The organism is Alkalihalobacillus sp. CinArs1 (assembly GCF_947387515.1).
In the GTDB taxonomy this organism is placed as follows: Bacteria; Bacillota; Bacilli; order Bacillales; family Guptibacillaceae; genus Guptibacillus.
The window spans coordinates 1301171-1327216 of the sequence record NZ_CANDOB010000001.1 but is presented as its reverse complement, the minus strand read 5'-3'; the positions used below and the strand labels follow the sequence as shown (position 1 = coordinate 1327216).

The following is a 26046-nucleotide window of genomic DNA, read 5'->3' as shown; positions in this document are numbered from 1 at the left end:
CTAAATCATCGTTCGACAGTACCTTACATGGATTGTGGTGCTATTCACCTATATAATGAGTCTATGTTACATAATCTGGGAGAAGAGGCGGGGATGAGCGAGTGAGGAAAACACTATCATGGCTATTATTTGGGATTTTAGTATTCAGCGGATTTACCTGGACGGACGCGTCTGCAGCAAATGGCACGTCTGAGTTAAAAGAAGAGATATCCAAAGTAAAACAGGACAAAAGTACTTCTTTCTCTAAGGAAGAGAAAGAAAAGATTGAAGCTCATCTAAAACAAAAGCTTTCAAAAGATCCAACGAGTGTCAAAACACTAGGTGACTATTTAGAGAATGAGCCGAATGATGAGTTTAATGAAGCGAACATCCTTCATATGGAAGACGTTGTATACGGTACATTTGATTGGGAAGACGTAGATTTCTATCAAATCCAAGTCAATAATCCTATAGAGCTCGTCGTAGTTGGCTCTTCACAATCGAGCGTAGACTTAGGATACCTGGTAGCTGATGCTTATGGAGAGTGGCTCGAACCTGATCTGTATGAGGTTTACGACGACGGCACTCAGGTGCAGATTTATACGATTCCTGAAGGAACGTACTATATAGGAGCAGTCGATCTAAACGGTGGAGGAACAGACGGTATGTATGCTCTTTCTGCCTTTAACACCGAGTATATTGAGCGTCTCTCTGGTAAAGACCGCTATGAAACGGCGATAGAAATTGCTGAGTACGGCTGGCCATATGGAACAGATAACGTTGTTCTTGCTACTGGCTCAACGTTTCCAGACGCGCTAGCAGGTGCGCCTCTTGCATTTCAATTAGATGCACCGATTCTACTAACGCCTAAAGCAAAGCTTGATAGTCGAGTGGGAGAATTAATACGAGATTTTGGTGTGAAGAAGGTTACGATTTTAGGAGGAACAGGTGCCGTTTCAGCGGATGTTGAAAACGACTTGCGAAATAAGATGGGGCTTGAAGTCGAGCGGTTAAAAGGCAAAGATCGCTATGAGACGGCAGCAGCGATCGCAGATGAGTTACTACCAACAAAACAAGCAGTTGTCGCTTACGGAGGGAACTTTCCTGATGCACTTTCCATCGCGCCATATGCTGCGATGTATGGCCTTCCAATATTCTTAACGGATAAAAACGAGCTTTCAAAAGCGACGAAGGATGCGATGTCCTCCTATACAAAAACGTATGTGATCGGTGGAACGGGTGCGATCAGTGAGAAGGTGAAAAATCAATTGCCTTCCCCGACTCGCTTAAAAGGCAAAGACCGTTATGAAACGTCGATTTCCATCACGAAAGAGCTGAACATGCCGACAACGGGTGTATTCCTCGCGACTGGCGAAGGATTCGCGGATGCTCTTACAGGATCCGTTCTTGCCGCAAACTACGGAGAGCCAACGATCTTGACGATGAAAAATCGTTTGCCATCTGGGACGAAGGCCTTCTTTAAAGAAGAGAACACTACTTTTTACACGATCTTAGGCGGAAGTGGAGCTGTTGGACCGGGTGTTGAGGAGGATATTTTGGGGTTTGAATAAAACGTGAACTTTGGAACGAGCTTTGAGTAGCTCGTTCTTCTTTTTTTGAAAAAAAGTGAAAGTAATCCTTTTGTTACCATTGTTTGTACGTCATATCTGTCATTTTCACAAAATTAAATAACAGAAAGATTACTTTTCTATGAAAAATAACGCTAAAAGCTAGATAGTAGGCGAACATTCGTTATAATAATAGCGTTATGTCGAATGATGTAGTATTTTGGATTCTGGCGTAACGCTACTATTTTCAACAGGACGTGACACCTATGAAGAATAATAAATCAGGTTATATAAATGAGATACATTTTTTACGTGCGATTGCCTGTCTATTTGTTTTAGCTGTTCATGTGACCGGCATCTACTATTCAAAGCACGGCAATACGTTTACTGAATATACGGAGTTTTTTAACCAGATCGGTCGTTTTGGGACACCGATATTTGCGGTCATCAGTGGATTTTTGCTTTTCCTTCAAGTAAAGAAAAAGGGTTTTGATGCGAAGCGATTCTACCATTCTCGCATGGTAAAAATCGGCATGCCATTCTTAATTTGGAGTGTCGTATACCTTGCGCTGATGAAGTTCGTACTGCAAGTCGATATCTTTACTGACTGGAAGCGGTTTGTCGTTGATTTCGCGATGGGAAACTCGTTTTATCATCTTTACTTCATGTCAGTCGTTTTTCAGTTTTACTTGATCTTTCCATTGTTACAGCTTATTCGTACGAAGCTCGGTTGGTGGATTGCGCTCGTACTCGCAATTTTTGCTAACTATTACTTTGTCTACCTCTATTCACCTGAGAATGTCACGGTGGTAAGTCAGCTGATGGAACAACGAGCGATGCTGACGAAGTGGATCTTCTTCTTCGTATTTGGAGGATTTTTAGCTTATAACTGGGATTCGATCCAGAAATTCGGTAAGAAGCTGAACTGGTTTGGCTTCGTAGGCTTTGCTGCTTTGATCTTGCTGGCTGTTTACGAATACAAAGCAAAGGGTTCGATCGGGAACAATCGATGGACCAACATGATCAACATTCCGGTCATGACGGTAATGGTCATCGGCATGTACCAGGTTGTGAAGAAAGTAGGTTGGATTGAAAAATTCTTTGCGATGCTTGGAAATTTATCGATGGGAATTTATCTCGTCCATCCACTCGTGATCTTTATGTATTCAAGAACGCTTCCTGAGAGCGTATGGACGACTGAAACAGCACCGTTTATGTTTGCGGTTATTCTTGCAACGTCGATCGGCTTTATCAAAGTTCTCCAGCTATTCCCGCTAAATCACTATGTGATCACGGTACCAGCGAAGAAGAAACCTGTTTACAAAGAAAGAGAACCAAAGCCGGAGATGACATTAAGCGTAAGGTGACAGGTACCACCCGATATTTGTTACAAGCTGTCGAACAACTATATAGAACTAAGGAAGAGCCCTTACGTGAGGGTTCTTTTTTGTTTACATACTTGTTGATGGTAAGGTTTTACTAATTTTAGAATTCGCCTGTGATGATAGTTTTATTACAAATATTACGGGAACGGGGACTATGGGGTGATTAAATATGCTTACACACAAATTTGGCGTAAGCTTACTATGGGGAATTGGACTTATGGCACTAGTTCTATCGTTCCCTAAAATGGCTGAAGCGGTGGAGATCGATCGAATCTCTGGAAGCGATCGAATCGAAACGGCTGTTGAGGTATCAAAGAAAGGTTGGCCTGATGGTAGTGACACGGTGGTTTTATCAAGAGCAAATGACTTCCCTGATGCCCTCGCCGGAACACCTCTTGCTTATCAAGAAAATGCACCGATTTTGCTAACGCAATCTACGAAGCTATCAAACGCGACTAAGAAAGAAATTCAGCGGTTAAATCCGACCAACATAATCATACTCGGAGGGTCTGGAGCAGTCTCTCATGACGTGGAAGCATACATAGAAGATGAAATGAATTTAAAAGTGGAGCGGATTTCAGGAAGCGATCGGTTTGAGACGGCAGCGTTGATCGCTGACCGAATGGAGGCAAGTGGAAAAGCGGCCGTTGTGAGTGGTGAGAATTTTCCAGATGCGTTATCGATCGCACCTTATGCAGCATACAGAGGTTATCCAATTTTACTCACGTTAGAAGATAGCATTCCAGCTGTTACAGAAAACCGCATTGAATCAAATGAACGAAATTATGTAATCGGAGGCACTGGAGTTATCCCGAATGACGTAGAGGAGGATATTCCAAATTCGATGCGAATTGCTGGGAGTGATCGTTATGAAACTTCCCGTGCTGTTGCGGACGCATTCCCACAAGGCAGTGCAGATGAAGTCTATTTAGCAACTGGTATGGATTTTGCAGATGCATTAGCTGGTTCCGTTTTAGCGGCAAAAACAGATGACTCTCTCCTGTTGATCGAAAAAAACTACGTACCGAATCCTGCGAAGCTTTATATAGCTGATAAAGGATTAACGAAGTTTACGGTCCTTGGGGGCTATGGCGCGATCGATGAATACGTCGATACGGAAGTTTCGTTACCGATCCAACTGTTGTTAGTGAACAAGCAGCGTGATTTACCATCAACGTATGTTCCTGCAGAGTTAGAGGAACCGAACGTTCCGTTTCCGTTCGATTATGAACACAATAAGCGGAAGATGAACACAATTGCTGTTGCTCACTTGGAAGCATTGTTTGATGGAGCAGAGAGAGCAGGACTTGACCTCTATGCACAATCAGGCTATCGCTCGTATGAACGACAAAAGCGAATCTATGAACGAAATGTTGAGGAACATGGAGAAGAGTATGCGAATCGAGTAAGTGCAAAGCCTGGTCATAGCGAGCACCAAACCGGTCTAGCAATGGATGTGACGAGTCCGGATGTAGATTATAGATTGGTCGAAGAATTCGCATACACCGATGAAGGGAAATGGGTCGATGCGCATGCACATGAATATGGGTTCATCATCCGTTACCCTGCAGGAGAAGAGCATGTGACAGGCTACAAGTATGAGCCTTGGCACTTACGTTATGTAGGAAAGAACATCGCGACGTATATGAAAAATAATGACCGTGTGCTTGAGGAGTATTTGCGGTAGCCCGTTTTGTAGAGGGTAGAGAAAATAAGACTTGTATGAAAAACACCGATCATCGTTAGGATGATCGGTGTTTTTTCGACATTATCCGGGTGGTGCCTGTGAAGTGTAATGCCGTGTGCTTAGTATGCTGCGGATCACTAATGCTGTCTTTTCTAACTCTTCTTTCGTCGTGTGCCTACCAAAGCTGATTCGAACGAGTTCTCTTGCTTCGTCATCGGTTCGTCCGATCGCTTTTAATGTTTTGGAAGGGTTTTGCTGTCCGATCGAACATGCGGAGCCTGTTGAGACGGCGATTCCTTTTTGATTCAGTTCATTCATCACGTACTGTCCTTCGATTCCTTTCAGCCGCAGTCCTACGATATGAGGAAGCCCTTTATCATCTCCACCTTCGATGACCACATCTGCTCCGTTCAACTCACTCAGTAAAAAGTCTCTTAACGTCTTACTTTGCTGATGAGCGAGCTCCATATTTGTGGTCGCTTCTTCTACCGCTGCTGTAAAGGAGAAAATCCCTGGTACATCCACTGTACCCGGTCGAAATCCTTTTTCATGAATGGTTCCGGGTAAGCTTGCTTGCCATGACTGTGACGGATCGATGTAGCATGCTCCTACGCCTTTAGGTCCGTATAGTTTATGTGAAGATACGGAGAGAGCGGTAAGATGCATCTCTTTGACATCGACAGGTAGTTTGCCGAACGTTTGGACCGCATCCGTATGAAATGGAATCCCTCTTTCCATGAGTTCCTTTCCGATTTCTTCGATTGGCTGAAGCGTTCCGATTTCGCTGTTTCCGTGAGCGATCGATACAAGAATCGTATCGTCTCGAATCGCTTCGATCAGGTCATCCAACTTGAGCCTACCAGTGTCATCATACGAGAGATACGTGACGTCGAATCCATCTTTTTCGAGCTGTTGAAATGTATGGAGGATGGAAGAATGTTCAGCCTTCGCAGTAATCATGTGACCTGAAGTATGCTTTTTAGCTAGTCCTCGTATCGCTAGAATATTTGATTCCGTGCCTCCGGATGTAAAGTACACGCCTGAAGGGTGTCCGTTGATCGTTTGTGCGATGGTTTGCCTCGCTACTTCTAAGAGCTGAGCAGCAGAAGTTCCTTCATCGTGAAGGCTTTGTGAATTCGCAAAATACGTGCGTGCTACCTTCGTGTAAACCTCGATTGCGAGGTCTGACATCGGGGTAGTCGCTGCATAGTCCAAATAAATCATTTCGCTCTCCTCATAAAGTTCTGTCTTGTACTTTATTTAAATCTATGTAACTATTAGTGTCAAGACACATGTAAACTTTACAGAGGACAACATCAATTTAGGAGAAGGTAACATGGGTAACTTTTATACAGAAGTACTTGTTATTGGTAGTGGGGTGGCAGGCTTGTTGACTGCTGAGCTTCTCTCTGCGGATAAGAATGTGACGGTTATCACAAAGTCTAAGCTAGGACAAAGCAATTCCAGGCTTGCGCAAGGTGGCATCGCGGCGGTCACGTCGGATGATGATCGTTGGGGAGATCATTTTTTCGATACGATTCAAGCGGGTGTTTTTCATAATAATGAGGAGTTAACAGAGCTTTTAGTAAAAAAAGGCGGCGAGCGAATTCAAGATTTGATCGACCTAGGTGTAACGTTCGACCGAAACCGTGATGGGTCTTACTCGAGATGCCTTGAAGGTGCACATCGTGTGCCTAGAATACTGCATGCCGGCGGTGATGCGACTGGTAAAGAGCTCGTAGGAACGCTTTTAAAAAGAGTAAAAGAGAGCTGTACGATCATCGAACATCATGTTGCGGTCGATCTCATCGTTGAAAACGGAGCCTGTACAGGTGCCTGGTTTATGGATGGTGAGGGAAAACAGCTCACAGTAAAAGCAGATCACGTCATCCTTGCTACCGGCGGCGCGGGGCAGCTTTACCCCGTTACGTCAAACGATGCGTCGGTGACAGGTGACGGCATCGCGATGGCTTACCGAGCAGGAGCGCGCGTTTCTGATCTTGAGTTCATGCAGTTTCACCCAACGATATATGCGGGTGATACCACCTATCTCATATCCGAAGCAGTAAGAGGCGAAGGCGGCGTTTTGGTTACGTCAAAAGGGGAGCGATTGATGGAAGGAAAGCACGAACTTCTTGATCTCGCGCCAAGAGACGTCGTAGCTCGCGCCATCTATGAAGAGCAGACTCCGGTATATCTCGACATTTCCTCCGTACCTAACTTTGATCAACGTTTTCCAACGATCGCATCGTACCTAACACGAGACGGTGCTTCATCAAAAAAAGTTCCTGTCCAGCCAGGAGCACATTTTTTGATGGGTGGGGTGGAAACGGATCGTTACGGAAGAACTACGGTCGAGAACCTTTTTGCGATTGGGGAAGTGGCGAACACTGGTGTTCACGGTGCGAATCGACTCGCGAGTAACTCCCTTCTTGAAGCGGTCGTCTTTGCGAATGAGGCGGCGACTTGGATACGAAATCATAAGCCTGTTCGGCTGAATTTAGATGCCCGTTTTCAACCTCTTCACATACCATGGTCCCTGCCAGAGCCCTGCATGTTGCGGAACTTAATGAATGATCACGTGGGTATTACGAGACATGAAGCTGGGCTCTCATCAGCGATCGCTGCGTTCGAATTCTATCAAACTAGCAGGAAGAAACCTGCCTCGAGTATTGAGGAGATCACGACGTTCAACATGCTCCAAACAAGCTGGCTGATGGCGACGTCAGCATATATGCGGACTGAAAGTCGTGGAGGACATTTTCGTTCTGATTTTCCTCTACCAAAACAGCATTTCCAGCAAAAAAGGATAACCAGGGGGATCTTTGAAGATGAATGGATTACTACTGAGAAAAAATCTCGAGCAATTTTTTAATGAAGATATCGGTGTAGGAGACCTATCGAGTGAGCTGCTATTCGATTCAACGGAAAAAGGTGTTGCAGAGTTCATAGCGAAGGAAGATGGCGTATTTTGTGGTCAAGATGTGATCGAGCTAGGCTTTCACATGTTAGACGGAAGTTGTTCTATTGAGCTGTACGTGCAAGATGGGGAACGCGTACAAAGTGGAGATGTGATTGCACGGGTTAAGGGTCAGGTAAAAGCGATTCTCACGGGTGAACGCGTCATACTGAACTTGATTCAGCGGATGAGTGGAATAGCAACGATGACGAGTCATGCCGTTTACTTGCTCAGTGATTCACCTACCCGCGTCTGTGATACTCGGAAAACGACGCCAGGGCTGCGGATGCTCGAGAAATATGCCGTTCGCTGTGGCGGAGGGGTAAATCATCGCATCACGCTTGATGGCGGAGTCATGTTGAAAGATAACCATATTGCACAGTGCGGAAGTATTCAACACGCCGTTGAAGCAGTGCGAAAAAAGGTCGGTCATATGACGAAGATCGAAGTGGAGACGAGTACCGAAGAAGAGGTTAGGGAAGCAGTTGAGGCGAACGCAGACATCATCATGTTTGATAACTGTTCACCAGATGAAGCGACTTTTTATAATCGACTCGTGCCAAAGTCGATCGTGACAGAAGTGTCGGGTGGTATTACGCTCGATAACCTTATTGATTATAAGGATTGTGGCGTCGATATGATTTCACTCGGATGTCTCACGCACTCTGTTAAAAGTCTAGATATTAGTCTTCGAATGAAGGGGGAAAAGCTATGAGTATACTAGATGCATTAACGAAGCCGGTTGGCCTTCCAGAGAGGTATCACGCGCTATCAGAAGAAGAGATGGTTCAGCGCGTGCGTGAGATCAAGAAGGAGCTCGGCGACCGTCTTTATTTGCCTGCTCATCACTATCAAAAAGATGAGGTCGTTCAATTTGCGGATGATACGGGGGATTCGCTGCAGCTTGCTCAGCTAGCCGCGAAAAATAAGAAAGCAGAGACGATCGTCTTTTGCGGGGTCCATTTCATGGCGGAGACGGCAGATATTTTAACAGAGGAACATCAAACGGTCATTCTTCCAGACATGAGGGCAGGCTGTTCGATGGCTGATATGGCCGACATCCATCAGACCGAGCGCGCATGGAAAATGTTGACGGAGTCATTCGGTGAGACCATCCTTCCGTTAACGTACGTGAATTCGACCGCAGCGATCAAGTCGTTTGTTGGGGAGAACGGCGGAGCGACTGTAACGTCATCAAATGCCACGGCTATGGTCGAGTGGGCGTTCACGCAAAAAGAGCGCATTCTCTTTTTACCTGACCAGCATTTAGGACGAAATACATCGTACGACCTTGGCATTCCACTAGAAGCGATGGCGGTGTGGGATCCGATCTCAGATCGTCTTGAGTATGACGGAGATTACGAGAATGTGAAGGTGATTCTATGGAAAGGGCATTGTTCTGTTCATGAAAAGTTCACGTTCGATAATATTGCACAAGTACGTCGTGACATGCCAGGTGTGAACGTCATCGTTCACCCTGAGTGCACATTTGAAGTCGTACAGAAATCTGATTTCGCAGGATCTACGAAGATGATCATCGAGACGATTGAGCGAGCACCATCAGGCTCGTCATGGGCAATCGGTACAGAGATGAATCTCGTGAATCGTATTATTCAGGACCATCCTGATAAAAACATCGTGTCACTGAATCCGAATATGTGCCCATGTCTTACGATGAATCGCATCGACCTACCTCACCTTCTTTGGTCTCTTGAAGAAGTTCTCGCCGGTAGGAAAACGAACCAAATATCAGTGGATGAAAAGACGGCGAAGTTTGCAAAGGATGCGTTGAATCGCATGTTAGAACGCGCGTAGCCCCTTTGCATACAGTAGTAGGGATGAGGTGTGCCTCACCATGACTTCGGAAAGGAGTGGGCGCATTGGTAAGTGATACGGACTTACTTAACGTTATTCATACCTCAGTGAATGCTGGAAAAGCGATTATGAAGGTTTATGGAAGCAGTGATTTTCAAATTGAGAAAAAGAGCGATGCATCGCCTTTAACGGTCGCTGACAAGTTGTCGCATGACACGATCGTAAAGGGATTGAACGCGCTTATCGTAGATTACCCGATTCTGAGTGAAGAAGGAAGTCATCTCGGGTACGATGAGCGTCAGAAATGGGAACGTTTCTGGCTTGTCGACCCGCTCGATGGCACGAAGGAGTTTATTAAACGAAACGGAGAATTTACGGTAAACATCGCTCTTATTCATAAGGGGAAACCTGTTTTTGGCGTCGTTTATGTACCAGTGAGTGACACAGTGTATGTTGGGGATGGAGATAGAGGGTCTTATAAGATCGAGAAGGTTTCAGAGGGGAGCTATTCTTCCTATAAGTCTTTGATCGAAAGCGAAAGTGGTCACCGTCTTCCTTTACACGTACGAAAGGAAGGGACGATCACAGCAGTAGCGAGCCGCTCCCATCCATCACCTGAAACGAAGGAGTTCCTAGATGGTTTGAAGGAGCAGTATGGAAAAGTGGCTGTCGCATCAGCAGGTAGTTCACTGAAGCTTTGTCTCGTTGCTGAAGGAGCGGCGGATGTCTATCCACGCTTCGCTCCAACGATGGAGTGGGATACCGCAGCAGGTCATGCCGTTGTTCAGGGTGCAGGTGGCAAAGTGGTTCATTCGACAAATTCGACAGGTGACAGGCACCTTGAATATAACAAGAAGGACTTAACGAACCCCTGGTTTATTGTCTGGAGGCAGGGATTGAGGTAGTTGCCTCTACACGAAAGAGTAACTGAAGCTTTGATCTAACACTTAGAAGATGAACTTCCACATTAGGAAGTTCATCTTTTATTTGGATATATTTGTTAACGGAAAAGGAGTTTCTCTCTCAGTTTCGAAATAGGTATACAGGTTGCAGCAATTATACTTGGAGGGATCACGAAATGATTGAATTTGAAAAGCCAAATGTAGAACAATTTTTTCAAACGCTAGGCATTCAGACATTTGCTGTTAGTCCAGATGAAAAGCAGATGGTATTCAGTACAAACTTAAATGGAACGTTTAATTTATGGGCGATGGATCTTCCACACACTTTTCCGTACCCAATATCATTTGAGAACCAGGGCTGTCAGGAGGTCTTTTATGATAAAAGCGGATCTTTTATCGTGGCAGTAATGGATCGAGACGGTGATGAGAACGGACAGATCTATGCGATTCCTACATATGGTGGAAAGGTGAAAGCTCTAAGAGAAGCAGAAGGGCATCGCCATGATATGCCGTTTCTATCCGACGATAGCAAGCGCCTTTATTATACATCGAACAAAGAAAACGAAACGTTTTTGAATGCTTACTCTTATAACCTTGAAACAGGAGAAGAAGAAACGGTTCTAGAGGGTAAGGACGCCATGGTGTTTCTTTTCGATAAAAGTCCCGAAGAGAAAAGCTTTCTCTATGGAGAATTTTATACGAATACATACTCACTGCCTTACGTGAAGCGTGACGATGAACACATTCTATTAACGCCTGACAAAGACACCGAGCATACCTTTGATGGTGCGGTTTTCACTTCAGAAACCGTTGTGTATTTAGTAACGAACTACGGCGAAGATTTTTCATACTTGGCGAAGTTCGATCTTGAGTCGAAGGCGTTTCAAAAAGTGCTTCAGTTAGAGAGTGAAAGTTTTACGGACATCGTATTTGACCGTGAGAGTCACACACTCTATCTCACGAGCGAAAAAGGTGTTCAAGATTATTTCTATCAGTTTCAGATTGATTCTGAAAAACTCGAGAAAATCGAAACGCCTGTAAACGTGATTGAGAAGGTGATCGTTGGTGGTAAAGGGGGCGTCTATGTTCAGGGGAGCTCTCCTACAGTTCCGTCTAATATTTATAAAAAAACAGACCGAGGGTGGACGAGCCTTACAAACTACACCGTACCTGGTGTAGCAAAAGAAGATATGGTAGAACCAAACGTTGTAACGTACTCGTCATTTGACGGGCTTGAAATCGAGGCACAGTATTTTAAAGCAAAAGAGGAAAATAGTAACGGTCATGTGATCTTTTGGCCGCACGGAGGTCCTCAAGTTGCTGAACGAGCATCTTTCCGCTCACTGTTTCAATTCCTGCTTCACAGAGGGTATAGTATTTTTGCGCCGAACTTCCGTGGTTCAACAGGGTACGGGCTCACTTTTAAGCGAATGGTAGAAGGTGATTGGGGAAATGGTCCACGTCTCGATAATGTTCATGGAATCGAATGGTTAGTCAATGAAGGCCATGTCGACCGGGATAAGATCCTATTGATGGGCGGTAGCTACGGCGGTTACATGGCGCTTCTTCTACACGGAAGACACCCAGACTATTTTAAAGCAGTCGTCGATATTTTTGGTCCTAGTAATTTGTTCAGTTTCCTCGATACAGTGCCTGAGCACTGGAAACCAGCGACGAAGAAGCTAGTCGGTGACCCGATCACAGACAAAGATAAGTTGATTGAGGCATCCCCTCATACGTATCTTTCTACGATGACAAAACCGATGCTCGTCATTCAGGGAGCGATGGATCCACGCGTCGTGAAAGCAGAATCCGATCAGATCGTCGAGGCGTTAAAGCAAAAAGGTAGAAAGGTAGATTACCTCGTTTTAGATGATGAAGGACACGGATTCTCAAAAAAAGAAAATGAGATGAGCGTTTATCGAAAAGTGTTAACGTTTTTTGATGAATGCATTTCAACACGTTAGGAAGGAAGAACGCCATGCTAAGTTTGGAACAAATGAAGAAACGGATTACGGAGTTAGACGGATCAGACGCAAAGAGTGCGCTCATGATCACGTATGCTAACCTGCAGATGGTCAAGACGGGGAACGGAAAGTTTACTAGTGAAGAATGTGTTAACCAACTGTTGAATTTTTTTATTAGTATTCCAGAAACTAAGGATAAGTCGTGAGAGGGAATAGGCAAGCCTCATTAGCTGATTACTAGATCTCCAAGCGTTACAATAGGTGTATCACCAAAAAAGGAGATCATTATGAAGCACATCATACGCATCATTGCACTTGTCTTATTTGCACTCTTTTTCATATTCGCTGGTGTTGCTCACTTTGCTCAAGGGGAAGGGTTTGCCGCCATGCTGCCAGAGTGGGTGCCGTTTCGCTTAGGAATTATCTATGTAACGGGGATCATAGAAATTCTTCTTGCGGTTCTCCTTCTGCTGCCTGCTACACGAAAGCAAGCACGCTTTTGGACAGCGGTTTATCTGGTGGCGATTTTTCCAGCGAATATTTATGCCGCCATCGCTGGGATACCAGCTCCAGGTCAGCAAGAAGCGAATGAGACACTACTGTGGATCAGACTTCTCTTTCAACCGCTTTTGATCTGGTGGGTTCTTTGGGCTGCGGCTTCGAAAAAATCATAGTACAAAGAAAAAGAGCTTATAGGCGAATGCCTTATAAGCTCTTTCTGCTTATTTTACGACGATCTCCTTTGAGCTCTTCGCAGGTACCGTGATTTCAACTTCAATGTGCTGTTTGTCTCCAGATGCAGTGTTTTGCGTTACAGTTCCTTCAGAAACGCTGTAGTCCCCTTTTACTAAATAAAATGGAACCGTTACTGTCATTGCTTTATCAAGACGATTTGTGATCGTCGCTGTTTGATCGGATGCATGCCCATCATTGCTATTTTTATAGCTGGATTCAAGAGACATCACACCGCTCTCCGTATCACCATTCTCGTAAACAGGTACAGAGTGATGAGGATCCTGGTAGTTATAATTCACAATCTCGCCATCTTTTACTTCAAGTGGACGGAAGCCGACGTATGGCTTACCGCTAAGCTCGAGAGAAGTCGATGTTGTATAAAGGATACCGTCTTCTTCCGTAACGTTATCGATGTGAGTATGACCATGTAAGCTAATGTCCACGTTGTGCTGCTTCATCACATCGATCAGTTCATGGGCGTTTTCGCCGTGCCACTGCTGATCATATTGAATGCCTAGCTTTTCTCCAAGTACTAGTGTTTCTAACGACTGAGGGTTGTGTTTCGCGTCATATTGCTCCCAGTACTTTTGTACATCAGGATCTTCTTTTGGCCAGATGTCACGGTCTCGCCATAGCGGATTATGGTGAGAGAATAGCCCTCTAATTTGGTTTGGCTGTGCGGTTTGAGCATTTTTCTCAAGATCTTGCTTTACCCAATCGAGCTGCTTCTCACGAATTTGTCCGCCCCAAGTTGGAACCGACACCGTTCCGTGTCCTTGACGGTCAAACTTGTGCCAGTCGAATGAGTTGTATCCGATGAAGTGAGCGTAAGGACCGTAGTCGAATGAGAAGTATTGTGGTCCAAAATACTGTTCCCAATATTTCGCTCCGTCTGCTAGTGTCGCATCTTGCGCGTAGTAATCGTGATTACCTGGAACAAGGTACACTGGGACTTCCAGCTGTTGAAGCATGCGGTACGTTTCTTCATATTCATAGATGTATTCTTGCGGGTTCATCTGCCCATACATCAAATCTCCCGTCACGACTACGAAATCTGGATTCTTCAAATTCACTTCTTTAATCGCTTTTTGAAGGTAAAGCCAGCGATCCTCTTCCTTAGGGCTCCACATGCCAGCTTCCTTCGTTCGACCAGGGTCTACTGTGGAAACATCATCTTGGTTACCTAGATTACGAGGCGAACCGATATGTGTGTCTGTCAGGTGTAAAAACTCAAAGTCTTTTTCAAACTCATCGACAACGTTGACTGAATGGGGCTGCTCATCGGAATGACGCTGACCATTCGCTGTATACTCAACCTGTAAATCATAGAGCTCTTCGGGTATGTCTTCAGGAATCGTAACAGTCACATCATAGATTTTCTCACTATCCTTCCAATGTGATTTCCCGATCGAGATATCTTTCACTGGTAGGTTATGAGTTTCTGTTATCGCTGAATTACTGTTTGGTTTTAATAGGACATCCCAACTAGCAGCTTCTTTCCCGTGGGTATCGATCTGCATCGTTAAGACCTGACCCTTTTTCTTTATTGCGGGTGTAGCGAAAAGGGGATAGATGATATCGTTGATCTTTTTATCAACCGAAACGTTCGGTGCAAGGTCGGTAAAATTCGTCGTGTTGCCAATCCCTCCGTCACGCTTTCCGACTGTATCTATTGAACTTTCTGCTGCTGATAAAGCAGAAAATGGTGCGATCAATACTAGCATCATGATGATTGCAAAAACTGCTTTTAGCTTGTGCATCTAATGTATTGCCTCCTTTTATGAAGTCAGCCTCATTGTAACGAACATGTGTAAATCCTGTGTTAACAAGCGATTACAAAACGCCTATTAAAATGTAAATCCTTCTGAATTTTAGTTAATCAAACGTTTGATTGAACCAATTTATGGATGATTAGGGTGAATTGAGGGGATGAAGGTTATCCTGTAAAATAGCTACACAGACAGAAGAAGAAAAGGTGTATGTCATGAAATCAGTTATTGTCATCGGGGCAGGTATTGTTGGAGCATCTACGGCCTATCACCTCACTAAAAAAGGGTTCGCCGTTACCCTGATCGACCGAAACGATCGTGGACAGGCAACGGAAGCTGCGGCAGGTATCGTCTGTCCTTGGCTTACGAATCGAAAGAACGGGCCGTTTTATAGACTTGTGGAAGCGGGGGCGAGGTATTATCCAACGTTGATTGAAGCACTAAGAAAAGATGGAGAACGTGAGACTGGCTATAAGCGAGTTGGAGCAATCAATATATATTCTGGTGAAACGAAATTAGAAAAAAAGTTGAATATGGCGCTCGAGCGGAGAAGAGATACACCTGAAATGGGTGAGGTAAAGAAATTATCGAAAGAAGAAACGAAAGAGATGTTTCCACCTCTCTCTGATCGGTTTGGAGCGGTGTACGTCGGAGGAGCAGCAAGGATCGACGGAGCTGCGCTCAGGGACGCTCTCATACGAGCGGCAGAAAAAAATGGTGCACAAGTGATTCGAGGCGACGCTTCATTGAAATGGGAGGGCACCCAAATCAAAGGTGTGTTCGTTGATGATAAAGAGCATCTTGCTGACGAAGTCATCGTGACCGGGGGAGCGTGGGCGAAGGAATTGATCGAACCACTCGGGATGAAATTCCATGTTTCGCCTCAGAAGGCTCAGATCGTTCATTTACAGCTGCCAGGAACAGAGACTGGTGACTGGCCGATCGTAATGCCACCATTCGTTCAATACTTCTTGCCTTTTGAAGATGGAAGGATCGTTGTCGGTGCAACGCAGGAAGATGAAGCGGGGTTTGACGAACGGGTGACGATGGGCGGGATTCATCATATTATTGAACGAGCACTGAAAGTTGCGCCAGGATTAGAAGGGAGCGCGTACGTAGAAACGAAAGTTGGCTTTCGCCCGTTTACGCCTGGTAATCTTCCTATCGCTGGTGCCGTACCGAATGTGAACGGGCTCTATGTTGTGAATGGACTTGGTGCATCCGGTTTAACGAGTGGCCCATTTCTTGGAGCGGAGGTAGCTCGATTGATCGCGAAGGAAGAAACAGAGCTAGACTTAGGAGAGTATGATCCGAGGAGAGCATTCGAGTAGGGTGGTGCCTGTCACCACCCGGTTTTGCTCGATTGGTGTCGAAGGACTTTGTTCACTTTGGAGAACAAAATTAGTTGCGTTAATGTTGGTATACCTTCTAGTGTTCAAATGTACAATATAACGAACGATTTTATAACTCTTCATCTAACGCTGCATTGGTAGTTCTTTATGCTCACTTATCCCGTTCTGCACTATATATAAAGCCTTCAATACTAGTGTTAAATAGGAATTTACGTAGAAAATAGTAAACTAGTAAATAGTTCGTATTGTGTTCTTTATAAAAAACGTTATAATATGAGTAAGAACTTTTTAAAGAACAGTCATGTTAGGCAACAAAAATCATACATGATGGAGGTAGTGATGGAAGAAACGATCAATCTCAAAGAAGTCCTAGGTGTGTTGAAGAAGCGGATCTTTATGATCATTTCACTCGTTATTTTATCTGCAGTCGTAAGTGCGGTTCTATCACTCTATTTTTTGACTCCTACCTATGAAGCCTCTACTCAAATTCTCGTGCACCAATCGAACAAGGATACGCAAGTCGATGGCAATCAGCTTCAAACGGATTTGGATCTGATCAATACGTATAACGTTATCATCAAAAGCCCTCTTATTCTAAACGAAGTCATAAAGAAAATGAATTTAGATTTAACTCCTCAGGAACTCAATGCTCAAATCGAAGTAGCGAATGCGGAAGAATCTCAAGTTGTAGAAATTTTTGTACAAGACAGTGAGCGAGACAAAGCGATGCAGATCGCGAACGAGATCGTTAGTGTTTTTCAGGCTGAAATCAGCACGATCATGAACGTTAATAACGTAAGTGTGCTATCGAGTGCTCAAGAGAGTACGAGTTTAGAGCCAATCAGTCCTCAACCGGTAATCAATGTCGGGATCGCACTCGTCCTTGGTTTAGCATTTTCCATCGCTCTCGCATTTTTCTTAGAGTACATGGATAATTCGATTAAAACGGATAAGGATATCGATGAAGTACTTGGCGTTCCGACTCTTGGAATCATCAACTACAATGAACCGAAAAAACTGATGCAGGTACAGAGTAATGTGAAAAAAGTGAAGTCAGGAGGGAATGCAATTGGGTCATAAAGAACATGAGTCTGTTCTGATCAGCCGAACTCTTGGGAGGGTCGCATACCAGTCGAAGCACTTACCGATTTCAGAAGGCTTTCGTACCCTAAGAACAAACATTCAGTTCTCAACAGGTCGGAAGCAAGTGAAAACGCTAGTGATTACCTCCTCACAATCTGGTGATGGCAAAACAACGACCTCTTCAAACCTCGCGATCGTCATGGCGCAACAAGGAAAAAAGGTGCTGTTGATCGATGCGGATATGAGGAAGCCGAGCTTGCACTCGATCTATCACTTGCCAAATCGTAAAGGATTGTCGACCGTTCTTTCAGGGCAACAGCAGCTTGAAGATATGATTATTCCGACCGACATTCCTAGGTTAGATTTACTAACGAGTGGACCGGTTCCCCCAAACCCTTCAGAACTATTAGGCTTTGAAGAGATGGAGGTTCTTATCAACCAGGCGAGGGACCTATATGACTTTGTTATCATCGATACACCTCCATTACTGGTGGTATCTGATGCTCAGATCTTGTTAAATTTATGCGAGATGTCGCTTTTAGTTTTAAAAAGTGGTAAAACAACGAAAGTCGATGCGAAGAAAGCCATACACTTAATGGAAAAAGCGGAAGCTAAATTTCTTGGCGTTTCACTAAATCAAAACAAAGAGAAGAAAATGAAGGATGCGTATTACTACAATGAAGAAAAGACTAGATGAATAATTATGCACTGATGTTCTTTAATGAGAACGGGAAGGAGTACGCGTATGAACGTCGTTTTACTTTCTGGCGGATCTGGTCAACGCCTATGGCCCCTTTCTAACGATTCAAGGTCAAAACAATTTTTAAAAATACTATCTAGTGAAGGTGGAAACCAGTCGATGGCGCAACGAGTGTGGGGACAGCTGAAAAAAGCTCAGCTTTCGTCATCAACGTTGATTTCAACGAGCAAATCACAGGTAGATATGATCATTGATCAGATCGGTCGTGATGTTCCACTCGTTATAGAACCTGAACGTAGAGATACATTTCCTGCAATCGCTCTCGCCGCAGCTTACTTATACTCTGTGAAAAGTGTCCTTCTTGAAGAGGTAGTGACTGTATTGCCTGTCGATCCTTATGTAGACGATGCGTTTTTTCAGACGATCAAAGAGCTAGAGCATACTGTCATAAACTCGAAAGCAAACTTAGCTCTCATTGGAGCATTACCTACGCATCCTTCCGAAAAGTACGGTTATATCGTGCCTGATCAACATGAATCCTCACCGTATATGAACGTAAAACAATTTATGGAAAAGCCTAAAGAAGAAGTTGCACAATCGATCATCAAGGAGAACGGTCTTTGGAACTGTGGCGTTTTCGCTTTTAAGTTAGACTATATTATTTCGTACCTTCAACAAAATGGATTTCCGATTCAATATGATGAGCTGTTAAAAAGCTATCATCTTCTACCGAAGAAAAGCTTCGATTACGAAATTGTAGAGAAGGAACCGGACATTGTTGTACTTCCTTATAAAGGCTTTTGGAAAGACCTTGGCACATGGAACACGCTAACGGAAGAAATGAAAACACATCAGATCGGTCCCGGAAAAGCATGTGAACGATCGATAAATACGCACATCATCAATGAATTAGACATACCAGTTGCGGTGCTCGGTATATCGAACACTGTGGTTGTAGCAAGCCATGATGGCATTCTTGTCACGGAGAAGGAGGCAAGTCCGACGATTAAATCCGTGCTGAGCAGTATCGAGAAACAAGCCAGGTATAAGGAGCTTAGCTGGGGATGGTGGAAAGAACTCGATCGCTCCTATGCAGATGACGAAGTGCTTACTAGAAAAGTAGTCGTGAAGGGAGGGAAACATCTCACATTCGAAACTGGTCATGATCGCACCGTCACTTGGAATGTAACGAAAGGAACAGGTAGTATCCAACTCCAAGATTCCACACAAATCATCCAACCAGGAGTCGTTTTTTCCCTTAAAGCTGGAGAATCCATTACGGTAAGGACAAAAGAAGAAGTCGAGATCATCGAAATTCAAAGAGGGTCAAAGCACGCGCTCAAAAAGCTTACTTATTCAAATGAGAAATGGGAAGAAGTCGAGAAGGCAATTTCACTCTAACGAAAATGATGGCTTGAAAGGGGATTTGCTGAGAAGATATTGGACCGTCTCATCCAAACCTGTTGCCTGTTTGTTCTTTATTAAGAATCGTTTGCGGGGGAACCACAATTCTAGTTATTTGTGAGGGGGAAAGAGAAAGTAAAGGAGGTCTTTTCTTTGCAGGGCAGCAAAATACGGGTAAGTCCTAGTAGAAAACTTCACGTACCTTCACCTTCTATCTACACTGCAGAAGAAAAGCGTTATCTGATCTACAAGAGGCTCATCGATCTTTTTTTAGCAGTTGTAGGTCTCATTTTGTTAAGCCCATTATTCCTTATCGTAGCTTTCTTAATCAAAGGGGAAGACCCGAAAGGAAGTATTTTGTTCAAGCAAATTAGAGTTGGAGAAAATGGTAAAACCTTTTACATGTACAAATTCCGTTCCATGGTCGCAAATGCAGAAGATCGATTGTATGAACTGCTCGATTACAACGAAGCAGAAGGTGCTCTATTCAAAATGAAAGAAGATCCGAGAGTAACCAAGATCGGACGTTTCATTCGAAGGACGAGTATCGATGAATTTCCTCAGCTATGGAACGTGCTGAAGGGGGAAATGAGTATTGTCGGTCCAAGGCCACCGCTTGAGCGTGAGATCGTGGAATATACCGAGCATGATTTGCAACGCCTAACGGTAATCCCAGGGTGTACGGGGTTATGGCAGGTGAGTGGTAGGAGCAGTCTAGGTTTTTCTGAGATGGTCGCTCTAGATCTCAAGTACATTCAGACGAGGTCTCTCGGTATCGATTTTAAAATCATTTGCAAAACGTTTATGGTCCTTTTTCGGTCTGATAATGCTTACTAGGGAGTGCTGTTATGCTTAGGGACTCGATTTTATTATCAGGCTATCGCATGGCAAAATCACTTGTCGCTCTCTTCACCATGATGATTCTTGCTAGAATTCTTTCCGTCAGTGAGATGGGGATCTATCAGCAAGTTTTGTTGATCGCGATCATGGTGGGAGCGTTAGTACCATTTGAAATGCAAACCACATTCACCTATTTCTACAACAAGACGAATGACGCTGAAGAGAAAGCGCGTGTCCTTTCCAATACGTTCATCACGCTCTTAGCACTAGGTTTGTTCACATTGCTTTCCTTCATGCTGATATTCCACAACGGCTTCATCCTTGAAGATAGTTATTTAAGAAAATATGCGCTGTGGCTGGGATTATGGTGCTTTGCCACGATTCTAGGAAGCTATCTGGAGAACCTTTTTCTTTCAGTAGGTAGAGTAAAAGTATTCAGCATCTTTACACTCAGCTACTACTTTATTTATCTCCTTTTGGTCGTGTATGTCGCCTATAAAACGAAAGATCTTTACTTGATCGTCATGACGATTGGGACGATGGAGATCGCACGTGTGATCCTTCTCCACCTTACGTTTCTATCACTTGAAAACGTTCAGTTCTCATTTGATATGGGCCTGATCAAGCGTCAATTTCAATATACCTTCTCATTAGGGTCCGTAACAGCGCTCGATGTGATTATGCAATCCACAGATAAGATTATCGTGAGTCTGTTTTTTGCCGTTGAAACGTTTGCCATCTTCTCGATTGCGGCAAAAGAAGTTCCGTTCATGGCGATCATTACGGTGTCGGTCATCACGGCGATGCTTCCAAGGCTTAGCGGCATTTATAATGTCGATCGTGATCAAGACCGTGCGATGAACCTTTGGTCATCAACGAGCCGCTCACTTGCAGTCATCATCTTTCCGCTGTTCTGGATCTTACTTTTTTATCATCAGCAGTTCATCGAGATCATCTATTCAGACGTGTATTTAAGCGCATCACTTATTTTCGTGATCTATTTGCTGAAATTCCCACTGCGATTTACCGTTTTTTATACGCTCCTACAAATCTCTGGAAACGAAAAACTGCTCCTTCACAACACGATCATCACCGTTGTTCTCAATATCGCACTAAGTTTCCTGTTTCTATTCTTCTTCGGTTATCTTGGCGTTGCTGCTGCAACAGTATTGGCGGCTTATATCGGGGTGTACCTTCAACAAAGGGATGTCTCGAAAATATTTGACATTAAAAAACGCGATTTACTTCCCTACAAGCAGATTTTGCTTACATTCATCAATTCAGGAATCATCGCCCTTGGCGTGTACATGATGACGATGATGCTCATTCCGATGCATCGATTTGTATCCTTTATTATAGGCGGAGTTTTCATCATGATTCTCTCTTTAACCCTTTCTGCTTTTAGAAAAGAGGTCGATCTTTCTCGCTTCGTAAAGTCGAAAAGGTTCTTGTTCAATAAAGGAGAGAAGCGTAGTGATGACAAACAGAAAATCATATGAGGTGATAACATGAAAGGAATCATTCTTGCCGGCGGAACTGGTTCACGGTTGTATCCTTTAACAAAAGTCACGAACAAGCACCTGCTGCCTGTAGGGAAGTATCCGATGATCTATCACTCGATTTACAAACTGAAAGAAGCTGATATTAAGGATATCTTGATTGTGACAGGACGTGAACACATGGGTGATGTGGTGAATCTACTCGGTAGTGGGCATGAATTTGATGTGACGTTCACATACAAAGTCCAGGATAACGCTGGAGGAATTGCTGAAGCCCTGGGACTTGCAAAACCATTTGTAGGTAGTGAAAAGATGGTCGTTATTCTTGGGGATAACATTTTCTCTGATGATCTTTCTACTTATATCCGAAACTATGATCTTCAACCTAGTGGCGCAAAAATTTTAATCAAGGAGGTAGATGATCCACAGCGGTTTGGTGTACCTGAATTGATGAAAGATCGCATCCTTTCGATCGAAGAGAAACCAGCGATTCCAAAATCGACCTACGCAGTGACAGGTATCTATATGTACGATCCTTACGTATTCGATGTCATCGATGGTTTGACACCTTCCGATCGAGGTGAATTGGAGATCACAGACGTGAACAATGCCTACATCAGAAAAGGAAACTTAACGTTCGATATTCTTTCAGGGAACTGGACGGATGCCGGGACTCATAAATCGTATGCGCTTGCGAATCGATTGACTGAGGAAGTAGATTTTAGCACGTTATTCCAAAAAGAAGCGCTTCTCATGAAGTAGAAACGAAGGGGGTCAGGTGATGAAGGTAATCGATACGAAACTTAGCGGCGTGAAAATCATTGAACCCGATGTATTTGGAGATGATCGCGGGTATTTTCTAGAAAGCTATAATCAAGAAACGTTCCTTGAACATGGGCTGGATTACACGTTTGTACAAGATAACCACTCGTTATCAAAGGAGAGAGGCGTCATCAGAGGGTTGCATTACCAAGAAGAACCTTATGCACAAACGAAGCTTGTCAGGGTCATCGCTGGATCGATCTACGATGTAGCCGTAGATATTCGTAAGAACTCAAAAACCTACGGTCATTGGATCGGACTAACGTTAAGTGAAAAGAATCATCGTCAGCTCCTGATTCCTCAAGGTTTCGCACATGGGTTTTGCACACTCGAAGCGAACACGCAGGTGTTGTATAAAGTCGATCATGTTTACTCTCCAGAACATGAGAGAGGAATCGTTTGGAACGACCCATACCTAGGTATCACCTGGCCAACTGCTACACCGATATTATCTGAGAAAGACACAGGGTTACCATTTTTAAAAGACGTGACAGAAGCAACGAGGAGGTGAGCTAGACGTGAGGGTGTTGGTGACAGGTGGCGCGGGATTTATCGGAAGTAACTTTATCCATTATTTGTTTGAGAAGCATCCTACGTATTCGATCATCAATGTCGATGCGTTAACGTATGCAGGTAACCTTGAAAACTTAAAGCAAATTGAACATGATGACCGCTATACGTTCGTGCATGCTGACATTAGTGATCGGGAAGCGATGGCACAAGTTTTTAAGACTCACTCGATAGACGCTGTTGTAAATTTCGCAGCAGAATCACATGTTGATCGAAGTATCGAGCATCCAGAAAGCTTCGTGTATGCGAACATCATCGGTACACATGTGTTGCTTGATTTAACAAAAACGTACGGTGTTAAGTTCGTGCAGATCTCGACTGATGAAGTGTACGGTTCTCTTGGTGCAGAAGGATATTTTCATGAAGAGATGGCCCTTTCTCCATCAAGTCCATACTCAGCATCGAAAGCTAGCGCAGATTTACTTGCACTTTCGTATTTCAAAACATATGGGTTATATGTTTGCATTACGCGATGCTCCAACAACTATGGTCCTTATCAGTTTCCAGAGAAGCTGATTCCTCTGATGATTTCGAATGCGCTAGAAGGTAAGGCGCTGCCGATTTACGGTGATGGACAGAACGTAAGAGATTGGCTTCATGTAAACGATCATTGCTCTGCGATCGATCTCGTTCTGCACGGTGGTAAGGCAGGCGAGGTCTATAATGTAGGGGGAAACACAGAACGAAAGAATATCGAGTTAGTAGAAGCGTTAGTTAAGAAAGTTGGCTGTTCCCCGGATTTGATCACGTTCATTAAAGATCGTCCTGGTCATGATCGGCGCTACGCGATCGATGCGACGAAGATCTCGACGGAGCTTGGCTGGAAACCACGCTTTTCTTTCGAAGAAGGAATAGAAGAAACCGTTAGATGGTATAAAAAGAACCGAGGTTGGTGGGAAAGGGTTAAGACTGGTGAATATGTTTCTTATTATGAAAAGCAGTATCAACCTTGATCAAAATATGACTTATTGAGAGGGAGTTAAATGAAGCGTACACCTTCCGTTTGTATAATTATCGTAAATTACAACAATGCGAGCGATACAATCGAGTGCCTTGAGTCACTTGAAAAGGTTAACTATCCAAACTATGAGGTGATCGTAGTAGATAATTGTTCCTCTGAAAGAGAGGAGCTAGATACGTATCTGTCAAAAAGTAGGTATCGTCTACTTCAACTCGAAGAAAACCTTGGATTTGCTGGGGGAAATAATGCGGGGATCAAGCTTGCTATAGAAGCGTTTCCTGAACTAGATTACTTGCTCCTATTAAACAACGATACGATCGTCGACCCTGATTTCCTTGGCCCTCTCGTTGAAGAATGTGCTTCGAGTCCTGATATAGGAGGATGCTGTTCTCATATTAACTACTACGATCGACCTGAAGAGACGTGGTATAGCGGTGGGGGAATTCGATGGCTGATCGGTACACCGTTTCATAAAGAAGACGTACGGCAGGAGCGAGATGCAACTGATGAAGGGTTCTTAACCGGCTGTGTGTTTCTTTTCCCTGTTCATCTTATCGAAGAAGTCGGTTACCTTCCTGAAGATTACTTTTTGTATTTCGAAGATGTGGCTTATAGTCTCGAAATAAAAAAAGCAAACTATCGATTGCGTTATGTTCCACAATCTCTCGTCTATCACAAAGTGCAAGCGACAACTGGCTACCGTTCTCCTCTCTCAAATTATTATGGTACACGCAACAACCTTCTTTTCATGTCGAGGTATTCGAAGAAAACGATTTATCCGATCTTTTTCGTTTATTTTATTGTGAAGAACGCAGTAAAGTACGTGCTCTACTTTCTAAAAGGGAAAGAGTTTTATAGTATTCGTGAAGCCATCGTTTGTGCTTTTATCGATTACTTCAGGCGAGCGATGGGCAAACGAGTTCAGAAAGCCAATTAGGAATAGGAAGAGGGGGGAAGGTATGAAGTTCCTAAAGAAGTCTATTCCATACTCCGTAAAAAACTGGTTGAAGTTGAAGAAGTTCAAACAGCTTCACTCAGCAGTCTATATTGGACCAGGCGTTCAGATCGACCCGAATACGACGAGAATGGGCAAACATTGTGGAATCAACGATTACTCTAGGGTGTCTCACTCTACGATCGGTGATTATACGTATGCTTCTAGAAACAATAACATCATGAATAGCACGATTGGGTCTTATTGCTCGTTCGGCCCAGGTTGCCAGATGGGACTCGGTTCACATCCTGCTCATTTCGTTAGCACATCACCTATTTTTTATTCATCGTTCGGCCAACTAAATAACGAAACGTGGGTCGATAAAGAGTATTACGATCACTTCGAAGGGGTTACGATTCGCGATAATGTTTGGCTCGGTGCGAACGTCATCGTTTTAGACGGTGTAACAATTGGGGAAGGGGCGATCGCTGCTGCAGGGTCGATCGTAACGAAAGATGTTCCTCCGTATGCGATTGTGGGCGGGGTACCTGCAAAAGTACTGAAATATCGTTTTGATGAAGAAACGATCGAGAGACTCGTTTCTCTTAACCTATTTTCTAAAGGAGAGGAATGGTTGAAAAAGCATTTAACAGGGGCAGTCACACCAGCAGATTTATTCAACGATGTAGCCGTAGAAAACAAAGAGAGTGAAAAGCTCTATGGTTGAGATGAGTAAAGGAAAGGTGCCAGCTGTCTGTTGGGATGAGGGGGAACTCTCTCACATGGTAGGAGAAAATGTAAGGAAGATTAGAAGGGAAAAGGGGATTTCATTATCCGTTCTCGCTGAGCGTGCGTTAGTTTCAAAATCTTATCTTAGCAATATTGAACGAAACCTTAAGACGAATCCGACGATCGATGTGCTATTACGTGTCAGTAAGGTGCTCGAAGTCGATTTATATGACTTACTGGATGTCGATCGGTTATCGCTATCGAATGAGCTGACGGGAGTCGTACAACTTGCTCATGAAGAAGGGATTACAACGCAGCAGCTCAGTGAGTATAAGATCCTATTCGATTTTATCAAATGGCACAGTCAGCAGGAGAATTGAGTTAGG

Annotated in this window: 24 protein-coding genes; 22 read left to right on the top strand and 2 right to left on the bottom strand. The window is 44.0% G+C overall.

The window, feature by feature from the left end:
* Positions 1-101: 101 nt before the first annotated feature.
* From PFZ69_RS06820 to PFZ69_RS06810, 3 genes are all read left to right on the top strand, one after another.
* Positions 102-1550: a cell wall-binding repeat-containing protein gene (locus PFZ69_RS06820; protein ID WP_270180256.1), complete on the top strand. Its 1449-nt coding sequence runs from the start codon at positions 102-104 to the stop codon at positions 1548-1550.
* A 263-nt stretch (positions 1551-1813) separates the two neighbouring features.
* Positions 1814-2914, top strand: coding sequence for an acyltransferase (locus PFZ69_RS06815; RefSeq protein ID WP_270180255.1), 1101 nt, complete (start codon positions 1814-1816; stop codon positions 2912-2914).
* Between the two features lie 187 nt (positions 2915-3101).
* Positions 3102-4619, top strand: a complete 1518-nt coding sequence (locus tag PFZ69_RS06810; RefSeq protein ID WP_270180254.1) for a cell wall-binding repeat-containing protein — start codon at positions 3102-3104, stop codon at positions 4617-4619.
* A gap of 81 nt (positions 4620-4700) precedes the next feature.
* On the opposite strand, the gene PFZ69_RS06805 is transcribed toward PFZ69_RS06810, so the two are convergent.
* A complete protein-coding gene (locus tag PFZ69_RS06805; RefSeq protein ID WP_270180253.1) occupies positions 4701-5843 on the bottom strand; it encodes an IscS subfamily cysteine desulfurase in 1143 nt (380 codons plus the stop codon).
* A 112-nt stretch (positions 5844-5955) separates the two neighbouring features.
* Between PFZ69_RS06805 and nadB the strand changes: the two genes are divergently transcribed.
* The 7 genes from nadB to PFZ69_RS06770 all read left to right on the top strand — a co-directional run bounded on the left by nadB (position 5956) and on the right by PFZ69_RS06770 (position 12936).
* A complete protein-coding gene (gene nadB / locus PFZ69_RS06800) occupies positions 5956-7494 on the top strand; it encodes an L-aspartate oxidase (RefSeq protein ID WP_270180252.1) in 1539 nt (512 codons plus the stop codon).
* Complete coding sequence (gene nadC, locus PFZ69_RS06795) at positions 7451-8293, top strand: carboxylating nicotinate-nucleotide diphosphorylase (RefSeq protein WP_270180251.1); 843 nt, start codon at positions 7451-7453, stop codon at positions 8291-8293. The genes nadB and nadC overlap by 44 nt, the downstream gene beginning before the upstream one ends.
* Positions 8290-9393, top strand: a complete 1104-nt coding sequence (gene nadA, locus PFZ69_RS06790; protein WP_270180250.1) for a quinolinate synthase NadA — start codon at positions 8290-8292, stop codon at positions 9391-9393. Before nadC ends, nadA begins: the two co-directional genes overlap by 4 nt.
* Positions 9394-9458: 65 nt before the next feature.
* Positions 9459-10298: a 3'(2'),5'-bisphosphate nucleotidase CysQ gene (cysQ, locus tag PFZ69_RS06785; RefSeq protein ID WP_270180249.1), complete on the top strand. Its 840-nt coding sequence runs from the start codon at positions 9459-9461 to the stop codon at positions 10296-10298.
* Between the two features lie 173 nt (positions 10299-10471).
* Entirely contained in the window at positions 10472-12262 is a 1791-nt protein-coding gene (locus PFZ69_RS06780) for a S9 family peptidase (RefSeq protein ID WP_270180248.1), read from the top strand.
* A gap of 14 nt (positions 12263-12276) precedes the next feature.
* Positions 12277-12468 (top strand): hypothetical protein, encoded by a 192-nt coding sequence (locus PFZ69_RS06775; protein ID WP_270180247.1) that lies wholly within the window; start codon positions 12277-12279, stop codon positions 12466-12468.
* 81 nt (positions 12469-12549) lie between these two features.
* Complete coding sequence (locus tag PFZ69_RS06770) at positions 12550-12936, top strand: DoxX family protein (RefSeq protein ID WP_270180246.1); 387 nt, start codon at positions 12550-12552, stop codon at positions 12934-12936.
* 48 nt (positions 12937-12984) lie between these two features.
* On the opposite strand, the gene PFZ69_RS06765 is transcribed toward PFZ69_RS06770, so the two are convergent.
* Complete coding sequence (locus PFZ69_RS06765) at positions 12985-14757, bottom strand: metallophosphoesterase family protein (protein ID WP_270180245.1); 1773 nt, start codon at positions 14755-14757, stop codon at positions 12985-12987.
* Positions 14758-14981: 224 nt separating this feature from the next.
* Here PFZ69_RS06765 and PFZ69_RS06760 point away from each other — a divergent pair, with 224 nt between their 5' ends.
* The 12 genes from PFZ69_RS06760 to PFZ69_RS06705 all read left to right on the top strand — a co-directional run bounded on the left by PFZ69_RS06760 (position 14982) and on the right by PFZ69_RS06705 (position 26040).
* Positions 14982-16097 (top strand): NAD(P)/FAD-dependent oxidoreductase, encoded by a 1116-nt coding sequence (locus PFZ69_RS06760; RefSeq protein ID WP_270180244.1) that lies wholly within the window; start codon positions 14982-14984, stop codon positions 16095-16097.
* Positions 16098-16457: 360 nt separating this feature from the next.
* The gene (locus PFZ69_RS06755; protein ID WP_270180243.1) at positions 16458-17198 is read left to right on the top strand and encodes a YveK family protein; all 741 of its coding nucleotides are present in this window, start codon (positions 16458-16460) and stop codon (positions 17196-17198) included.
* A complete protein-coding gene (locus PFZ69_RS06750) occupies positions 17188-17898 on the top strand; it encodes a CpsD/CapB family tyrosine-protein kinase (protein ID WP_270180242.1) in 711 nt (236 codons plus the stop codon). Before PFZ69_RS06755 ends, PFZ69_RS06750 begins: the two co-directional genes overlap by 11 nt.
* Before the next feature lie 48 nt (positions 17899-17946).
* Entirely contained in the window at positions 17947-19302 is a 1356-nt protein-coding gene (locus tag PFZ69_RS06745; RefSeq protein WP_270180241.1) for a sugar phosphate nucleotidyltransferase, read from the top strand.
* A gap of 156 nt (positions 19303-19458) precedes the next feature.
* A complete protein-coding gene (locus PFZ69_RS06740) occupies positions 19459-20142 on the top strand; it encodes a sugar transferase (protein ID WP_442865114.1) in 684 nt (227 codons plus the stop codon).
* A gap of 11 nt (positions 20143-20153) precedes the next feature.
* Positions 20154-21644 carry an oligosaccharide flippase family protein gene (locus PFZ69_RS06735; protein ID WP_270180240.1) on the top strand — a complete coding sequence of 497 codons (1491 nt, stop codon included), beginning with the start codon at positions 20154-20156 and terminating at the stop codon, positions 21642-21644.
* Between the two features lie 9 nt (positions 21645-21653).
* Entirely contained in the window at positions 21654-22406 is a 753-nt protein-coding gene (locus tag PFZ69_RS06730; RefSeq protein WP_270180239.1) for a sugar phosphate nucleotidyltransferase, read from the top strand.
* Between the two features lie 19 nt (positions 22407-22425).
* Positions 22426-22977, top strand: a complete 552-nt coding sequence (gene rfbC / locus PFZ69_RS06725; RefSeq protein ID WP_270180238.1) for a dTDP-4-dehydrorhamnose 3,5-epimerase — start codon at positions 22426-22428, stop codon at positions 22975-22977.
* Between the two features lie 7 nt (positions 22978-22984).
* A complete protein-coding gene (gene rfbB, locus PFZ69_RS06720; protein WP_270180237.1) occupies positions 22985-23989 on the top strand; it encodes a dTDP-glucose 4,6-dehydratase in 1005 nt (334 codons plus the stop codon).
* Between the two features lie 30 nt (positions 23990-24019).
* Positions 24020-24934: a glycosyltransferase family 2 protein gene (locus PFZ69_RS06715; RefSeq protein ID WP_270180236.1), complete on the top strand. Its 915-nt coding sequence runs from the start codon at positions 24020-24022 to the stop codon at positions 24932-24934.
* 22 nt (positions 24935-24956) lie between these two features.
* Positions 24957-25658, top strand: a complete 702-nt coding sequence (locus PFZ69_RS20985; RefSeq protein ID WP_333489731.1) for a CatB-related O-acetyltransferase — start codon at positions 24957-24959, stop codon at positions 25656-25658.
* 55 nt (positions 25659-25713) lie between these two features.
* A complete protein-coding gene (locus PFZ69_RS06705; RefSeq protein ID WP_270180235.1) occupies positions 25714-26040 on the top strand; it encodes a helix-turn-helix domain-containing protein in 327 nt (108 codons plus the stop codon).
* The last annotated feature ends 6 nt before the right edge of the window (positions 26041-26046 follow it).

Coding starts and splice junctions, on each gene's coding strand:
- PFZ69_RS06780 (WP_270180248.1), top strand. CDS start 10,472: ATGATTGAATTTGAAAAGCCAAATGTAGAACAATTTTTTCAAACGCTA.
- PFZ69_RS06775 (WP_270180247.1), top strand. CDS start 12,277: ATGCTAAGTTTGGAACAAATGAAGAAACGGATTACGGAGTTAGACGGA.
- nadC (WP_270180251.1), top strand. CDS start 7,451: ATGAATGGATTACTACTGAGAAAAAATCTCGAGCAATTTTTTAATGAA.
- PFZ69_RS06705 (WP_270180235.1), top strand. CDS start 25,714: ATGGTAGGAGAAAATGTAAGGAAGATTAGAAGGGAAAAGGGGATTTCA.
- PFZ69_RS06715 (WP_270180236.1), top strand. CDS start 24,020: ATGAAGCGTACACCTTCCGTTTGTATAATTATCGTAAATTACAACAAT.
- nadB (WP_270180252.1), top strand. CDS start 5,956: ATGGGTAACTTTTATACAGAAGTACTTGTTATTGGTAGTGGGGTGGCA.
- PFZ69_RS06760 (WP_270180244.1), top strand. CDS start 14,982: ATGAAATCAGTTATTGTCATCGGGGCAGGTATTGTTGGAGCATCTACG.
- PFZ69_RS06810 (WP_270180254.1), top strand. CDS start 3,102: ATGCTTACACACAAATTTGGCGTAAGCTTACTATGGGGAATTGGACTT.
- PFZ69_RS06755 (WP_270180243.1), top strand. CDS start 16,458: ATGGAAGAAACGATCAATCTCAAAGAAGTCCTAGGTGTGTTGAAGAAG.
- PFZ69_RS06765 (WP_270180245.1), bottom strand. CDS start 14,757: ATGCACAAGCTAAAAGCAGTTTTTGCAATCATCATGATGCTAGTATTG.
- PFZ69_RS06735 (WP_270180240.1), top strand. CDS start 20,154: ATGCTTAGGGACTCGATTTTATTATCAGGCTATCGCATGGCAAAATCA.
- PFZ69_RS06770 (WP_270180246.1), top strand. CDS start 12,550: ATGAAGCACATCATACGCATCATTGCACTTGTCTTATTTGCACTCTTT.
- PFZ69_RS06805 (WP_270180253.1), bottom strand. CDS start 5,843: ATGATTTATTTGGACTATGCAGCGACTACCCCGATGTCAGACCTCGCA.
- PFZ69_RS06745 (WP_270180241.1), top strand. CDS start 17,947: ATGAACGTCGTTTTACTTTCTGGCGGATCTGGTCAACGCCTATGGCCC.
- PFZ69_RS20985 (WP_333489731.1), top strand. CDS start 24,957: ATGAAGTTCCTAAAGAAGTCTATTCCATACTCCGTAAAAAACTGGTTG.
- PFZ69_RS06730 (WP_270180239.1), top strand. CDS start 21,654: ATGAAAGGAATCATTCTTGCCGGCGGAACTGGTTCACGGTTGTATCCT.
- rfbC (WP_270180238.1), top strand. CDS start 22,426: ATGAAGGTAATCGATACGAAACTTAGCGGCGTGAAAATCATTGAACCC.
- nadA (WP_270180250.1), top strand. CDS start 8,290: ATGAGTATACTAGATGCATTAACGAAGCCGGTTGGCCTTCCAGAGAGG.
- PFZ69_RS06815 (WP_270180255.1), top strand. CDS start 1,814: ATGAAGAATAATAAATCAGGTTATATAAATGAGATACATTTTTTACGT.